General features: G+C 39.3%; 15 protein-coding genes. All 15 read left to right on the top strand.

The features are described 5' to 3' along the window. Window positions 1-37 precede the first annotated feature (37 nt). The 15 genes from AC6CHV_RS16605 (at window position 38) to AC6CHV_RS16535 (ending at window position 15631) form a co-directional block, all read left to right on the top strand. Complete coding sequence (locus AC6CHV_RS16605; protein WP_498079257.1) at window positions 38-1102, top strand: Gfo/Idh/MocA family oxidoreductase; 1065 nt, start codon at window positions 38-40, stop codon at window positions 1100-1102. A gap of 53 nt (window positions 1103-1155) precedes the next feature. Next, on the top strand, window positions 1156-1929 hold the full coding sequence (locus tag AC6CHV_RS16600) for a TIM barrel protein (RefSeq protein ID WP_498079256.1): 774 nt from the start codon (window positions 1156-1158) through the stop codon (window positions 1927-1929). 589 nt (window positions 1930-2518) lie between these two features. Next, complete coding sequence (locus tag AC6CHV_RS16595) at window positions 2519-3184, top strand: FCD domain-containing protein (protein WP_498079255.1); 666 nt, start codon at window positions 2519-2521, stop codon at window positions 3182-3184. 14 nt (window positions 3185-3198) lie between these two features. Then, complete coding sequence (locus tag AC6CHV_RS16590; RefSeq protein ID WP_498079254.1) at window positions 3199-4389, top strand: enolase C-terminal domain-like protein; 1191 nt, start codon at window positions 3199-3201, stop codon at window positions 4387-4389. Between the two features lie 199 nt (window positions 4390-4588). Beyond that, window positions 4589-5554 carry an oligopeptide/dipeptide ABC transporter ATP-binding protein gene (locus AC6CHV_RS16585; protein WP_121445571.1) on the top strand — a complete coding sequence of 322 codons (966 nt, stop codon included), beginning with the start codon at window positions 4589-4591 and terminating at the stop codon, window positions 5552-5554. 28 nt (window positions 5555-5582) lie between these two features. After that, window positions 5583-6551 (top strand): ABC transporter ATP-binding protein, encoded by a 969-nt coding sequence (locus tag AC6CHV_RS16580; RefSeq protein WP_341333128.1) that lies wholly within the window; start codon window positions 5583-5585, stop codon window positions 6549-6551. 18 nt (window positions 6552-6569) lie between these two features. Beyond that, window positions 6570-7691, top strand: coding sequence for an amidohydrolase family protein (locus tag AC6CHV_RS16575; RefSeq protein WP_498079253.1), 1122 nt, complete (start codon window positions 6570-6572; stop codon window positions 7689-7691). A 31-nt stretch (window positions 7692-7722) separates the two neighbouring features. After that, complete coding sequence (locus tag AC6CHV_RS16570; RefSeq protein WP_498079252.1) at window positions 7723-9240, top strand: ABC transporter substrate-binding protein; 1518 nt, start codon at window positions 7723-7725, stop codon at window positions 9238-9240. A gap of 23 nt (window positions 9241-9263) precedes the next feature. Further along, a complete protein-coding gene (locus AC6CHV_RS16565) occupies window positions 9264-10181 on the top strand; it encodes an ABC transporter permease subunit (protein WP_498079251.1) in 918 nt (305 codons plus the stop codon). A 14-nt stretch (window positions 10182-10195) separates the two neighbouring features. Next, complete coding sequence (locus tag AC6CHV_RS16560; RefSeq protein WP_498079250.1) at window positions 10196-11041, top strand: ABC transporter permease subunit; 846 nt, start codon at window positions 10196-10198, stop codon at window positions 11039-11041. A gap of 15 nt (window positions 11042-11056) precedes the next feature. Beyond that, window positions 11057-12313 carry a threonine synthase gene (locus tag AC6CHV_RS16555; RefSeq protein WP_498079249.1) on the top strand — a complete coding sequence of 419 codons (1257 nt, stop codon included), beginning with the start codon at window positions 11057-11059 and terminating at the stop codon, window positions 12311-12313. Between the two features lie 14 nt (window positions 12314-12327). Continuing rightward, on the top strand, window positions 12328-13485 hold the full coding sequence (locus tag AC6CHV_RS16550; protein ID WP_498079248.1) for an ArgE/DapE family deacylase: 1158 nt from the start codon (window positions 12328-12330) through the stop codon (window positions 13483-13485). Then, entirely contained in the window at window positions 13486-14535 is a 1050-nt protein-coding gene (locus tag AC6CHV_RS16545; protein ID WP_498079247.1) for a serine hydrolase, read from the top strand. A gap of 13 nt (window positions 14536-14548) precedes the next feature. Continuing rightward, complete coding sequence (locus AC6CHV_RS16540) at window positions 14549-14926, top strand: Rid family detoxifying hydrolase (protein ID WP_498079246.1); 378 nt, start codon at window positions 14549-14551, stop codon at window positions 14924-14926. Between the two features lie 69 nt (window positions 14927-14995). After that, window positions 14996-15631: a PAS domain-containing protein gene (locus AC6CHV_RS16535; protein ID WP_121445581.1), complete on the top strand. Its 636-nt coding sequence runs from the start codon at window positions 14996-14998 to the stop codon at window positions 15629-15631. Window positions 15632-15634 lie beyond the last annotated feature (3 nt).

Below are 15634 nucleotides of genomic sequence, written 5' to 3'. Positions count from 1 at the left end.
ATAAATTAGGATAATCATTTAGAAAGTGGTGAAAAACATGGGAAAAACAGTAAGGGTAGGAATTATCGGAGCAGGTGGTATCGCAAGGGACGTACATGTTCCCAACTATTTAAAATGTGGCGAGCTGGTTGAGGTTGTGGCCGTAAGTGATGTTGTAAAAGAAAAAGCTGATAAACTAGCAGCGGATTTCCACATTCCGCACGTTTTTTCAAGTTATGAGGAAATGCTACAAGAGGTCCCATTAGATGCAGTGAGTATCTGTACCCCAAATAAGTTCCATCATCCTGCTGCAATCGCTGCCCTACATGCAGGCTGTCATGTTATATGTGAGAAGCCGCCGGCTATAACAGCAGAGGAAGCAGAGGAGATGGCTGCTGCTGCCTCGAAGGCTGGGAAAATACTAACATATGGCTTTCATTTTCGCTATGCCCCTCAAGTTGAAATGCTAAAGCGATTTATCGATGGCGGAGAACTTGGAGAAATTTATGCTGCCCGTGTCACAGCGATGCGCCGTCGGGGGATACCTGGATGGGGAGTTTTTACAAATAAGGAACTCCAAGGAGGAGGTCCATTAATTGATATTGGGGTACATATGCTAGACACAGCTTTATATCTGATGGGCTACCCGGAGCCTGATACTGTTTTGGGTGTAACTTACCAAAAGTTAGGGAACAGAAAAGGCGTAGGTCTAATGGGTTCATGGGATTGGGAGAATTTTTCGGTTGAAGATATGGCCCGTGGGATGATCACTTTCAAAAATGGTGCGTCTATCCTTTTGGAAACAGCCTTTGCTGCAAATGTCGAGAAAGGAGAAGAAATGAGCGTATCCTTAATGGGTGACCAAGGTGGAGCTGATGTCTTTCCGTTAAAGATTTATCAAGAAAAGTACGAGTCCCTTATCGACATTACACCAGCACATTTACCAAAACAAAACTTTCATGAACAAGAGATTAAAAGATTTGTAGATGCCTGTTTAAATGGCACACTGCCATTAAGTACACCTGAACAAGGTGTCTATCTCCAACAAATTATTAATGGATTATATTTGTCTGCTGCAAAGGGAGAAGCAGTGAAAATAAGTGAAGTTGCTGGTGACAGCTAACGATAAAAAAAGGTTTACACACACTCTCACCGTAATGGAAGGAGAAGGTATTGATGAGTAAAATTGGGATCCAACTATATTCTGTATGGAAAGAAGCAGAGAAGGACTTTTTAGGAACGATTCAAAAAGTCGCTAGTCTTGGGTATGAAGGTATTCAATTTGCGGGTTTCTACCATACACCTTCAGATGCAGTGAAACAATTGTTAGCAGAAAAGGGAATGGTCGTTGCAGGTGCTCATGTGGGTCTCCAGGAACTTTTACATGATGAATTAGAGAAGACATTTGAATACCATCAGGCGATAGGCAATAACCTGATTATTTGCCCGTCACTTCCAAAAGAGATGAGGGAGACCGCTGATGATTATAAAAAAACGGCGGAAACGTTGAATCAAATTGGTGAAGCATGCAAAAAAGCTGGATTTGTTTTTGGCTATCATAATCATGACTTTGAATTTGCAACATTTGGTGATCAAACAGGTTTTGATCTCCTATTTAACGAAACAGCTCCAGATCTAGTAAAAATGGAGCTGGATTGTTATTGGGCTAGCTTCGCTGGTCACGATCCATTAGAAATCATCACCACGTATAAAGAACGTGTTGTATCATTGCATATGAAAGATATGAAAATTGTAAATGGAAAAAAGATGGGGACTGAAATTGGAAAAGGTCAACTGGACTTCGACTCCCTCATTAAGGAAGGAAAAAAGTTTGGCGTTGAATGGTTTACCGTTGAACAGGAGGAATTTGAAGGAGATCCTTTCGAAAGTCTCGCTGTGAATGTTGATGCTCTTAAACAATTAGTGTCAAAGTGCAGTAGCTGGCGTTGAAGCAAACGGGTTTCTCAGCACTAACAAGGGAAGTCAAACTTTTGCCATGAAAAGGTATAGTGTGAGATCATACGAGCACACCACGTATAGCTTGGGGACAATGCTGGATTGGCTGGGGCAATTGCGTTGGGAGCGAGCTTGATGTCACAGTGACGCCCCCGGAATTTGTCGAAGGTTGATAATGAGTATGTATAATACAATAGGCTTTTATTGCAACTGGATTTCGGAGGGGGGGGGGTTGTTGCACTTGTTTCCAGTAGGAAGGGAGGTGATGATCGTGGTAACAATTCTTGAATTTGTCAGTAGACAACTTGAACCTCCCTCCAACGTGAACTGCACACTGATTGTTAGACACACAGTAAGCAATTGGAGGTGCGGTTTTTATATGGCTAAGTAAAACTCTAGAATAAAATAGATGCAGTTATTTGTTATCAACAAGGTTTTCCTCATTAACCCATTCCTTCACTTTCTTCTCATCACTCAAAATCCACAGTAATTCTAGAAATAAACCGCTTCTTCTGCGTTTCGTACTCATAAAAGAATATTCTATAGAATATATAATATAGAAAACGTGAAGGTAGTGGATTGAATGATCAATCAAAGGGTAAACCACTTAACATTGGCTGATAAGGTTTATGAGGAAATAAAGAAGGATATTTTAGTACATAAGATTGCTCCTGGGTCTAAGTTAGGTGAAAGTATGCTTTCTGAAATGTATCAAGTAAGTGCGACTCCAATAAGAGAGGCGTTAAAAAGACTTAGAAGTGATGGCTTTTTGGAGTATCAACCATATGGGGGCCATGTCCTTAAGAAAATTTCACTCAAGGAGATATGTGATATTTATGATGTTAGAAGTTCTCTTGAAATCCTAGCACTACAACAGGCTTTTCCATATATAACAAAAGAAGACTTAATACTTTTAGAACAAAATGCAATGCAAACTGTTGAAAAGATTACAGGGAAAGTAGATGAATTTGTAATATCTTATAATAAGTGGAATGACGAGTTTCATCAATTTTTTATAGAGAAGTCAATGAATAGCTGGATCACCAAAACAATGAAGTCAATTAATGATTATTTGTTTTGGATTAGAGTTCCGTTAACTAAGACGAAAAGGAGTGATCAAAGTCAAAGCGAACACCTTTCCATAATTAATGCACTGAAGAAGGATCAAGTAAATGAGGCTATATCACTGTTGTCTAACCATATTCGTCGAGTGAAACAGGAGGTAATTGATTTTGAGAAATTAAGATAAAAGGAGGAATTGTAATGAGAGTTAGTTCGGTTGAGATTACTCCGGTGAATATACCATTAAAAGCACCGATACGTTGGCCATGGGGGATTCGTACGGGTATTACTAGAAATATCGTGAAGGTGCATACGGATAATGGCCTAGTGGGCTATGGTGAAACGATGGGTGGGACACAAATTGAAAGTTTAATGAAGGGAATGGCTGAGTCTATTATTGGTAGTAACCCATTTGATTTAGAACTCATTCTTTCAAAGTTTCAATTAACTTCTTATTTTTCAGGATATGCAGGATTAGCAGCAATTGCCGGTATCGAAACAGCCCTATGGGATGTAATGGCAAGGTCGGTTGACAAGCCACTTTATGAACTTTTGGGAGGATTATATCGAAGTAGAGTTCCTTTCTCTGCATATGTGTTCTATCGCTATCCCGGAGTTGAAGAAGGTGGAGAAACAACACCTGACGAAATTGTGGGATTTTGTAAAAGGTTAGTAAGTGATTATGGTTTTTCAGATATAAAATTAAAAGGGGGGGTTTTTGCACCTAATCATGATATTGATACGATTGCTGCCATTAGACAGGAATTTGGAGATGACATGGGTCTTCGAATTGATCCTAATGCTGTGTGGTCGCCATCAACAGCATTAGAAGTATCTAGGAAACTATTAGAATATAATTTGGAATACTTAGAGGATCCTACTCCAAATTTAGAAGGGATGGCACGGATAAGAAGGGATGTTCCAATTCCTTTGGCTACAAATATGTGTGTGGTTGATTTTGACCAAATTGCACCTGCTTTTCGTCTGGGATCGGTTGATGTTATCTTAGGAGATACCCATAAATGGGGAGGCATTCTTGCAACAAAAAAGTTAGCAGCAGTTTGTGAAACACTTCAGTTTGGATTTTCCCTACATAGCGGGTGTGAGCTTGGAATATCTACTCTCGCTTATGCACATGTGGCTGCATCTACGCCTGTTCTTTCCTTTGCCGCAGATAGTCATTACATGCATTTAACAGATGACATCTTAAAGGGCGGATTACTTAGATTTAAAGATGGTATGCTAGATGTACCCAACAAACCAGGACTTGGTGTAGAGCTCGATGAAGATAAGTTTGGACTTTTCGCTGAACGCTATAAGGAGCAAGGGGTACTACCAGGGACGGGAGACCAATTTAACCCGAATTGGATACCCAAAAAGGTTATGTTTTAATATCTTCATATAATGAACCGACTACTGGATCTCTAGTAGTCTTTTTTATTACTAGATTAATTGTCACCAAAAAAAAATTTATGCAACAAAAAAGTTTTTGTTGATAATTTTAAATTTTTAATGTATAAAGAATTTATAGATAATTGAATACGCTTCCAATTTGAGGTGGAAACCTATTACATAAAAAGGGGGTTATTTTTTGAAAGAGCCTCTTCTTTCAGTGAAAAATTTAAGAACCTATTTTTTTAGTAAAGAGAAAGAAATACGAGCAGTTGATGGAATTGACTTAGAAGTTTATCCAGGGCAAATCGTTTGTGTTGTAGGGGAATCAGGTTCTGGTAAAAGCATTACCTCGCTCTCTATTATGCAGTTAATTCCTAAACCTACGGGACAAATTGTTTCAGGAGAAATTATGTTCGATGGAAAGGACTTAACGAAACTAAGCGAAAAACAAATTGCAGCAATCAGAGGGAATGACATTTCGATGATTTTCCAAGAACCTATGACTTCTCTAAACCCTGTTCTAACGATAGGTGATCAAATCTCTGAAGTTCTTTTGCGTCATCGTTCGATTTCAAAAAAAGAAGCACTACAGAAGGCGATTGAAATGCTTCAATTTGTTGGAGTACCACGCGCGAAAGAGATTGTAAGAGAATACCCACACCAGTTGTCAGGTGGTTTACGTCAACGTGTGATGATTGCAATGGCAATGATTTGTGAGCCCAAGCTATTAATCGCGGATGAACCAACCACTGCACTCGATGTTACCATCCAGGCCCAGGTTCTCGAACTAATGAAAAAAATGCGTGATGAATTCCATAGTTCCATTGTTATGATTACTCATGACTTAGGAGTTGTCGCGGAAATAGCTGATCATGTTGCAGTTATGTATGCCGGTCAAGTTGTTGAATCTGCAGATGCAGATTCGATATTTGAAGACACTTTGCATCCCTATACAAATGCGTTAATGGAGTCAATTCCTTCTTTGGAGGAAGAAAAAGATATCCTCTATTCGATACCGGGAACAGTTCCTGATGCTTCAGACTTTCCTGTTGGTTGTCGTTTCGCGAGTCGCTGTGAAATGGTTCAACCATCATGTCTTGAAAAAATGCCTGAACTTAGAGAATTAAAACCAGGTCACTTCGTACGGTGTGATTTACTATAGCAGGAATGATACAGAAAGGGAGTCAGATATGAGTGAAATTTTATTAGATGTCCAGCATGTAAAAAAATATTTCCCGATAAAGCAGGGAGTATTGTTAAGAACTGTTGGTCATGTAAAGGCAGTTGATGATGTTTCTTTCACCCTGAAATCGGGGGAAACGCTAGGTATAGTTGGTGAATCTGGATGTGGGAAGTCAACTTTAGGAAGGATGATTATGCGTGTTCTTGAACCCACTGATGGGAAAATCCTCTTTAATAATCAAGATATTACTCATCTTAAGGGACAGGAACTGCGAAAAATCAGAAGTCAATTTCAGATGGTTTTCCAAGATCCCTATTCATCACTCAATCCCAAAATGACTGTTGAACAAATACTGGCAGAACCTTACTACGTAAATAAAATTGCAGATTGGAAGGAAGCAAAAGAACGTGTGGGGCCACTTCTTACAAGAGTTGGTCTAAAGGAAACTGACCGTAGTAAAAGCCCTAGTGAATTTTCGGGTGGACAACGACAGCGTATTGGCATTGCACGTGCACTTGCATTAAATCCTAGCCTAGTTGTTGCAGATGAGGCCGTCTCAGCGTTGGATGTGTCCATTCAATCTCAAATCCTTAACTTAATGAGAGACTTAAAAGAGGAATTAAATCTTTCTTATATTTTTATCTCACATAACTTAAGCGTTGTGAAACATATAAGTGACCGAGTTGGCGTTATGTATTTAGGTAATTTAGTAGAGATAGGCAGTAAGCGTGAACTATATAAAAAACCATTACACCCATATACACAGGCCCTGCTATCATCGGCTCCAGAACCGAAGCGAAATGTAAAAAGAGAAAAAATCGTCTTAAAAGGTGAGGTACCTAGTCCAGCAAATCCACCTTCAGGTTGTCCTTTCCATACACGTTGTCCATATGTGATGGGCATATGCAAGGAGGTCCGACCAATTCTAAAAGAGGTATCCTCTGAGTATTCAGTTGCATGTCATCTTCATCATTAAAAGGGGGCAAATATTATTATGAATGAGGGTTTGACCGTCAATGTAATCGACCCCATATCAAGAACTTGTAAGCCTGGCCACATAGAAAAAACATCTAGAGGATACAGGATCGATTATTCTACATATCAAGATGCAGTTCCACAATCTGACTTATATTTGAGCCCAGGTTGGATTGACTTACATACCCATGTTTTCGATGGATTTACTTCGCTAAGTGTGCCTCCAGATGATGTAGGTTTGGATACGGGGGTTCATCTAGTTGTGGATGCGGGAAGTGCTGGAGAAGCCACAATTGCAGGCTTTAAAAAATACATTGTTCCCAACTATGAGACACAAATTAGAGCTTGGTTAAATATTAGTTCCATTGGGTTAGTTCATTTACAAGAAGTCTCAAATCTAAATTTAATAAATATTGAACGCACTGTGCAGGCAGTGCTTGAATATCGCCCATTTATTTGTGGTATTAAAGTACGTTCAAGTGGTGCTATTGTTGGTGAAATGGGTACCCAGCCATTAAAGCTAGCTAAGCTAGTAGCGCGTGAAACAGGTTTACCATTGATGGTTCATATCGGTGAAGCTCCTCCCGTTATTGAAGATGTTCTAGAGCTTCTTGACGAGGGGGATGTTATAACACATTGTTATCATGGGAAAATTGGTACTCCTTGGAAATCTAATGGACTCCCCGTGATGGCATTAGAAAAGGCTTTGGCAAGGGGGGTGAAAATGGACATAGGGCACGGAGCGGCAAGTTTTAATTTTGATGTATGCCGCAAAGCAATTCATAATGGATATTTCCCGTTTTCAATTAGTACTGATGTGCATATCCGTAATATTCAAGGACCAGTTTATGATCTGGCTACAACTATGACGAAAACTTTGCATTGTGGATTGTCGCTAATGGATATTATTGCATCTGTCACACTCGCACCTTCAGAAGTCCTTGGTATAAAGAATTGGTGCAGACTAGATGGAATAATAACGAATGCGACGCTATTCCGAATTTCGCATGATCCAGTAAGAAATAGAGAAATTAAGGATTCAAATGGAACAACTATACAATTAGATCGACATATTGTTCCAACAGGAGTGATTACTGAAAAAGGCTTTAAATCCATAGTAGGAGAAAAAAGTATAGTTTAGTATTTTCATAATTAAGGGAGGGGTTTTTTACATGAAAAAGGCATTATCGATAATTTTGATATTACTAGTCATCTTGACTGGGTGTACCTCTAATAACACTAGTTCAGGTGATGAGAAGGAGAAGGAGAAGGACAGTAGTGAAAAAGAGCTAGTTGTGGCCCAAGTATCTGATGCAAGTACAATGGACCCACAAAACCAAGGTAGCATGCCAGATATGAATATTTTAATTAATATCTTTGACACGCTGGTGACACGTGATGAAAATAATAATCTTGCACCAAGTTTAGCAACGGAATGGGAAGCAATTGATGATACAACTTGGCAATTCAAGCTTCGAGATGATGTGACGTTCCACAACGGGGAGAAGTTCAATGCCGAGACAGTAAAATATAGTATTGAAAGATTAAATAGTTTGAATGAAATTGTTGAACTCCGTAATGTGAAGGAGGTCAATGTGGTTGATGAGTATACCGTTAATATTGTAACGGAAGCTCCAGATCCAATTCTCCCTAACAAAACAGTTCTTTTCGGTGGGGTAATGGTACCGAAACAATATATTGAAGAGGAAGGCGAGGATAACTTCGCAAAGAATCCGGTAGGAACTGGCCCGTTCAAATTTGTTTCGTGGAAAAAGGATAATGAGGTTGTCTTGGAAGCAAATGCAGACTATTTTAAAGGCGCACCGGAAATCGACAAATTAGTGTTTAGAACAATTCCAAATATCGCTGATATGGTAGCTGCTGCGAAGACAGGTGAAATTGATATTGCAACAGGTCTAACATCTGACGTTGCGATACAGCTTGAAGGTGATCAAAATATTAGCGTTGTTGCTGCAGACTGGATTCGTACTTTCTATCTTGTAATTGATACTACTAAGGATGGTCCATTAGCGAAGAAGGAAGTACGTCAGGCGATGAATCATGCAGTAAATATACAGCAAATTATTGATACAGTACTTGGCGGATATGCCAAACGTGTAGCTACATTAATTCCATCACAGAACTTTGGAGTGGACTCAGATATTAAGCCTTTTGAATATGACCTTGAAAAAGCTAAAGAGCTATTGGCACAAGCAGGATATCCAGATGGTTTCGAAGTAGATTTAGATGCTGCTAATACAGATTCAGCGATTGTTCAAGCGATTGCAGCGGAACTAGAAAAAGTCGGCATTAAAGTAAAAGTAAACTTAATGGATCGTACCACACTTATGAGTAATATTACGGCTAAAACCTCAGCACCCCTTTACTATTTAGGTAATACTGGATGGACAATGGATGCGATTAGTAACTTCCAATCTTATATCAAGAGTGACCGACGATATAATGTCTGGAAAAATGATGAAGCAGACCAGCTAATGGATGTTCAAGAGCAAAATATAGATCCTGAAATTCGACAAGAAGCCTTAACTGGAATTCAAGAGCTTCTTATTGAAGAAGCACCATATGTATATTTGTGGCAACTTGATGGTCTATATGCGATGAGTAATGATGTTGAGTGGGAACCAAACGTAATAGGCGTATTAAATATGTATAATGCATCACTAAAATAATCAAACAATGGGAGGTGAAATCTTTGTTATCATATATACTTCGTCGCTGCTTATATGCAATTTTTGTCTTATTTGGAGTAGCAACAGTAGTGTTTTTCATTACTAGAATGACAGGTGATCCGGTAGCGATTATGTTGCCTCCCGATGCAACTGTTGAGCAAATGGAAGAATTACGAATAGAGCTTGGCATGGATAAGCCTTTACTAACTCAATACGGTATTTTCATTTGGGATTTACTTCACTTTGATCTAGGAGAATCCTTACGCTACGATGATTCTACTCTCAAACTAATTTTGGAACGGTTACCAGCAACCCTTCAACTAGCCTCTACATCACTAATTATTGCATTGCTTGTTTCCATTCCAGCTGGAATTCTCTCAGCACTTAAGCAAGGTTCTTTGTTTGATCGCTTAATCATGTCATTTGTGCTAATTGGGCAATCCTTTCCAGTATTTTGGGTGGGTATATTGCTCATCCTCTTTTTCTCTGTTTCATTGGGGCTTCTGCCAACCGGAGGTATTGGCGGTTGGGAGCATTTAATTTTACCAGCATTTGCACTAGGCCTGCACATGATGGCATTAATTACAAGATTACTTCGTTCCTCATTAATTGAAGTACTTAGCTCGGATTATATTCGGACAGCTAGGGCAAAGGGATTACTATCCTTTAAAGTTATAGCTAAACATGCATTACGAAATAGTCTATTACCTGTTGTTACAATAGTCGGATTACAGGTTGGTGCTCTATTAGGAGGATCTGTTGTAACTGAAATGGTGTTTGCATGGCCAGGTGTTGGTCAAATGATTATTCAGGCAATTAATTTTCGTGATTTTCCATTAGTTCAAACAGCCATCATTTTATTAGCAGGAATATTTGTGTTAATTAATCTGATTGTGGACTTACTATATGTTGTTATTGATCCACGCATTCAGTACAAGTAGAAAGGGGGATACTTATGGGTAAGAAAAAACGTAAAGGAAACATAGGTAATCTCTTTAACTGGTTTTCTATCATTACTCTTGTACTATTTATCATAATTGCAGTGTTCGCACCACTAATTGCTCCCCATGATCCGAATGCACAAAACTTATTAGCACGTTTGAAACCACCAATTTGGGCAGAAGGTGCGGAACCTGGTTATTTATTGGGTACAGATAATCTCGGTCGTGATATATTAAGTCGAGTTATTTACGGAACACGTATCTCTATTTTAGTTGGTCTTCTAGCTGTTGTAATATCGGGAACAATTGGCGTATTTATTGGATTATTATCAGGATATTATCGCATTTTCGATGGTTTTATGATGAGAATTGCAGATATCCAATTAGCGTTTCCTACTATTCTATTAGCACTTGCGATTGTTGCTGTACTTGGTGGTGGATTAGGGAATCTTATTATCGTGTTAGGTATAACCGGCTGGGTTGAATATGCAAGGGTCATTCGTTCTGAGGTTCTTAGTATGAAAACAAGCGACTTTGTTGTTGCAGCAAGTACAATTGGTGCAAGTGATGGAAGGTTATTATTCCGACATATCCTCCCGAATATTTTAGCACCTATAATAACAATTGCTACATTCCATGTGGCAGCTACAATTATTGCGGAATCCTCCCTGAGTTTCCTAGGGCTAGGAGTACCAATCAGTATACCAAGCTGGGGAAATATGCTTAGTGAAGGTCAGTTATATGTTAGCTCTGCCTGGTGGATGTCGCTCTTCCCAGGCTTAATGATTATGTTTGTCGTTTTAGCTATTAATATATTAGGAGATTATATCCGAGAAGGTTTTAATCCCAATGCCAAATAATTAGGAGGATATATCATGTCTTGGTCATATGCGACTCACTATGTATGCGATCGATGTACAGCCGATTTTTCACTATCTCTCCCTTTAAATACATGTCCGCGTTGTGGTGGTTTACTGGAAGTACAATACGATTTACAACAAATGAAGCAGGATATATCCCCCGATATATTCAAGGGACGTGGAACTTCCATGTGGCGCTGGCACGAGTTTTATCCATTAAAGGAAGATACAAATATAGTTTCACTTGGAGAAGGTGGCACTCCCTTAATAAAGTCTGTCTACGCAGCAAAAGAGCTCGGATTGAGAAATCTTTATTTTAAAAATGATACCTTAATGCCAACTGGAAGTTTTAAAGACCGTGGTTTCAGTCTTGCTATTAGCTTTGCAAAGGAATTGGGAATAACGAAGGGCCTAACGTATAGTTCTGGTAATGCTGGGGCATCTTTTGCAGCTTATTCTTCACGGGCTGCAATTGATGCAACTGTACTTGTCGAATATTTAGCCAATCCCGTGAAAAAGGCGATAATTTCCTTATTTGGTGCAAATGTCGCAACACTTCATTTTAATAACTTTGAAGAGATTACTAAAATGCTGGAACTGGCTGTCCAAGAGCTTGGCTTATACCAATTTGTTAATTTTATTAATCCTATCAGACATGAAGCGATGAAGAGTTATGCATATGAGATAAGTGAGGAGTTTGGCTGGCAGGCACCAGATTTCATGGTTCATCCAGTTGGAACAGGTGGGGGAATCTATGGAGCTTGGAAGGGGTTTCGAGAATTAAAAGTGCTTGGGTGGATAAATACATTACCAAGGATGGTAGCTGTACAACCCGAAGCAACTGGGCCAATTACGAGAGCATATCAAAGTGGGAAAAGAAAAGCAGTAAAACATGGTGATTCGTCAAAAACAATTGCCCAAAGTATTTCTGGAAATGCACCCATTCAAGACGGTGAACGTGTATTAAATACTATTTACGACTCAGGTGGCTTTGCGGAAAATGTGTCCGATGCTGAAATAGTAGAAGCAGTACGCTGGCTTGGTCATGATGGAATATGCGCCGAACCAGCATCTGCAGCATCTTTAGCAGCAGTTAAAAAAGGTGTTGAAGACGGTCGAATACAACCAAATGACACAGTGGTATGTGTCATTACTGGTAATGGTCTGAAACAAGCATCCATTATTGAACAGTCTGCCCCAGTTTCTACACATAAGTTAAATGCTTCAATTAGTGAACTTGAAGCATTGATCGCACAAATAAACCGGACATAAAAAGGAGAGATTTTATGTCAAATGTAAGTAAGGTTATTAAAAGATTAATGGAATGTATGGCATTGAAAAGTCCAACTCCACCAGGAGATGTTGCTGATGTTGCAAATTGGATCGAGGCATGGGGAAAGGATTTTGGCGCCATCATCGAACGTCAAACAGTTGAACCTGGAAAGGATAATCTAATAATGACTTTAGAGTTCGGTCCAGGACCAACCTTGGTGTTCAATTCACACATGGATGTGAACAATCCAAAGGGTCAAAAGTGGAATAATCCTCCATTCGAACCAAAGATTAAAGGTAATCGTTTATACGGACTTGGAGCATGTGATGCCAAGGGAAGTCTTGTAAGCATGATTGCAGCCATGGAACGGCTTACCGGAAATCAGAAAGAACTTAGCGGAAAACTCATATTGACGGCTGTTATGGGAGAAGAAGCAGGGGGACTAGGTAGTTTACACCTAGTCAATCAGGGTATAGAAGCAGATGGGGCTGTAGTAGGTGAACCGACACAGTTAGAGGTTTGTACTGCTCACAAAGGTACATACATGAGACGGCTAGGTTTTCGAGGACTAGAATCACACTCAGGAAGACCTGATTTAGGCATTAATTCTATTGTCCATGCCGCACATTTTGTCTTGGAATATGAGAAGTTAAATAAACAACTGATTCAACTTCCACACCCTTTACTCGGTCCTGCAAGTGCAGAAGTAACGATTATCCAAGGTGGTACAAGACAGAACACTATACCAGGTTACACCGAAATGATTATTGATCGACGGCTCCTACCCGGAGAAACACATGCTAAGGCAGATCGAGAGTTAGATAGGGTTCTAGCAAATATCAAAGAAACTGTATCTGATTTACATATTGAAAAAATAGAGACGGTAGTAGCAACGATTCCATCAGAGACACATTCTTCAGAGAAGATTGTTGAAGTGGCACTCAATACTATCAACAATGTAACACAATCAATACATCAACTGAAAGGATTTCCGGCAGGATGTGATATGAGTAAGCTTGTTACCATTGCTAATATTCCGACTGTTATTATCGGACCGGGGAGTTTGAAGCAAGCACATGCTCCAAACGAGTTCGTTGAGATAACCCAGGTGGAACAAGCCGTTGATATCTATGAAAATATAGCGCGAAGTTTCTTGAAGAAGGTGAAGTAAATGATGAATGTTGTAAAGTTACTTGAACAAGCAAGAAATGATAAGTCTTTTTCAGGAGCTGTGTTTGCATATGGAAATTCCCATGAAATAGTGGCACAAGGTGCAATAGGAACATTAGCATGGGGTGGCCAAAAGACAGAAATTGATAGTTTGTGGGATTTGGCTTCCGTTACAAAACCGCTAGTTGCCCTTGCTCTTATGAAGCTTTTTGAACAAGGTGTGCTTTCACTCGAAGATCCTATCTCCTATTTTCTACCGAGCTATGAGGGGACAGATAAGGCCGAGATTACGCTGTTTGAATTACTAGCACATACAAGCGGGATACCAGGTCAGCAGCCCTTATACAAACATGCAAAGACAGTGGAAGATATGAAAGTGGCCGTCCGGCAATTGCCCCTTAGACATGAACGAGGAACTTATGTAGAATACACATCCCAGGGGTTTATGATTGTAGGAGATATCATTGAACAAGTAGTGGATAAGAGGCTTGATGAAGCAATGGATGAGCTCGTTTTTCATCCTATTGGAGTAAAGAATACCCTATTTAATCCACCAGTAATGTTAAAAAATCGAATTGCTGCAACCGAAAACTGTCCATGGCGAAACCAAATGGTAAAAGGTCAGGTACATGATGAAAACTGTGTGGTGCTAGGAGGGGTTGCAGGTCATGCAGGGTTATTCGGAACGGCGGAAGATATGTCCACTATTTGTCAAATGATGTTACGAAAGGGTGCAACAGACCAAGAAGACTTTCTAAAGGCTCCTACTGTTAGGGTTATGACTAATAATTTTACATCTTCATTGAATCTAGCTAGAGCATTAGGTTGGCAGGCCAAAGATCAACATGGTTCTCCAGCAGGAGATCTCTTTTCTCCATCCTCTTATGGCCATACTGGTTTTACAGGAACAAGTATCTGGATGGATCCAGAAAAAGATCTATTTGCCGTTCTGCTAACAAATCGTGTTCACCCAACACGTGAGAATCATTCTATTCAACGTATACGCCGTCTTTTTCACAATCTAGTTGTACTTAATATGGATAATAATTAATTTGGAGGGATATATGGTGAAAGAAGGAATTGTAACAAGTCAAGCACCCACTCCAGTGGGGGCATATTCACAAGCAGTAAAGGTTGGAAATCGAGTTTATGTAGCAGGTCAAGGGCCAAAAAATCCTGAAACAGGAGAAACACCAGCAACAATAAAAGAACAAACAAGACAGGTGTTGCATAATATCCAAGAAATATTGGAGGCGGCAGGCGCAAAAATGTCCGATGTTGTCAAAGTGACAGCACATTTATCCGATTTAAAGTATTTTGACGAATATAATGAAGTTTATTGGGAGTTTTTCAGTGAACCGTATCCAGTTCGTACAACAGTTGGCAGTCAGTTGATGGATATACTTGTGGAGATTGATGTGATTGCAGAAATCATTGACTAAATCTTCAATTGGAGTAAAATCAAATCATTATCTAAGAAAAACAGTGGAATGTGAATCGAGGTAAAGAGAGTGGAAAATATAAAAGATGAATTGGAGTTACTCAAAAAAATCATCAAAGGAATAAGTGCACAATTTGGGGATAAATGTGAAGTGGTCCTCCATGATTTAACGGGTGATTACGAGAATTCTATCGTGGCGATTGAAAATCCTACGATTACTGGTCGTAAAATCGGAGACAGTGGCACAAATTTAGGTCTTGAGGTTCTTCGTGGAACGGTAAAGGATGGAGATCGTTATAATTATATTACACATACAAAGAGTGGTAAGATTCTAAGGTCAACCTCCATATATATTAATAATAGTGAAGGTACACCTATTGGTGCAATCTGTATCAATCTTGATATCTCTGATTTAATTATGGCAGAAAAAACAATCCAATCAATCACTATGCATAGTCTAAATTCAGAGGTGAAAGAGGTCTTTGTAGAAGATGTAAATGAGCTCCTAGAATACCTCATTCAGGAGTGCCAAAAGGAAATCGGTAAACCAGTTGTCCATATGACAAAGGAAGATAAGATACAAGCGATTAAATACCTAGACAAACGCGGTGCCTTCTTAATTAAAAAGGCAGGGGATCATGTATGCCGCTTTTTAGACATTTCTAAATACACATTATATACCTACCTAGACAATGGTCGTGAGTAATAC

The sequence above is a fragment of the Ferdinandcohnia sp. GQ5 genome, from assembly GCF_059759275.1.
This window is presented reverse-complemented; position numbering and strand designations above follow the sequence as displayed.

Bases quoted from the DNA above. Each gene is read 5' to 3' on its own strand.
- AC6CHV_RS16600 (WP_498079256.1), top strand. From the start codon at position 1,156: ATGAGTAAAATTGGGATCCAACTATATTCTGTATGGAAAGAAGCAGAG.
- AC6CHV_RS16575 (WP_498079253.1), top strand. From the start codon at position 6,570: ATGAATGAGGGTTTGACCGTCAATGTAATCGACCCCATATCAAGAACT.
- AC6CHV_RS16560 (WP_498079250.1), top strand. From the start codon at position 10,196: ATGGGTAAGAAAAAACGTAAAGGAAACATAGGTAATCTCTTTAACTGG.
- AC6CHV_RS16605 (WP_498079257.1), top strand. From the start codon at position 38: ATGGGAAAAACAGTAAGGGTAGGAATTATCGGAGCAGGTGGTATCGCA.
- AC6CHV_RS16570 (WP_498079252.1), top strand. From the start codon at position 7,723: ATGAAAAAGGCATTATCGATAATTTTGATATTACTAGTCATCTTGACT.
- AC6CHV_RS16545 (WP_498079247.1), top strand. From the start codon at position 13,486: ATGATGAATGTTGTAAAGTTACTTGAACAAGCAAGAAATGATAAGTCT.
- AC6CHV_RS16555 (WP_498079249.1), top strand. From the start codon at position 11,057: ATGTCTTGGTCATATGCGACTCACTATGTATGCGATCGATGTACAGCC.
- AC6CHV_RS16540 (WP_498079246.1), top strand. From the start codon at position 14,549: ATGGTGAAAGAAGGAATTGTAACAAGTCAAGCACCCACTCCAGTGGGG.
- AC6CHV_RS16550 (WP_498079248.1), top strand. From the start codon at position 12,328: ATGTCAAATGTAAGTAAGGTTATTAAAAGATTAATGGAATGTATGGCA.
- AC6CHV_RS16590 (WP_498079254.1), top strand. From the start codon at position 3,199: ATGAGAGTTAGTTCGGTTGAGATTACTCCGGTGAATATACCATTAAAA.
- AC6CHV_RS16580 (WP_341333128.1), top strand. From the start codon at position 5,583: ATGAGTGAAATTTTATTAGATGTCCAGCATGTAAAAAAATATTTCCCG.
- AC6CHV_RS16595 (WP_498079255.1), top strand. From the start codon at position 2,519: ATGATCAATCAAAGGGTAAACCACTTAACATTGGCTGATAAGGTTTAT.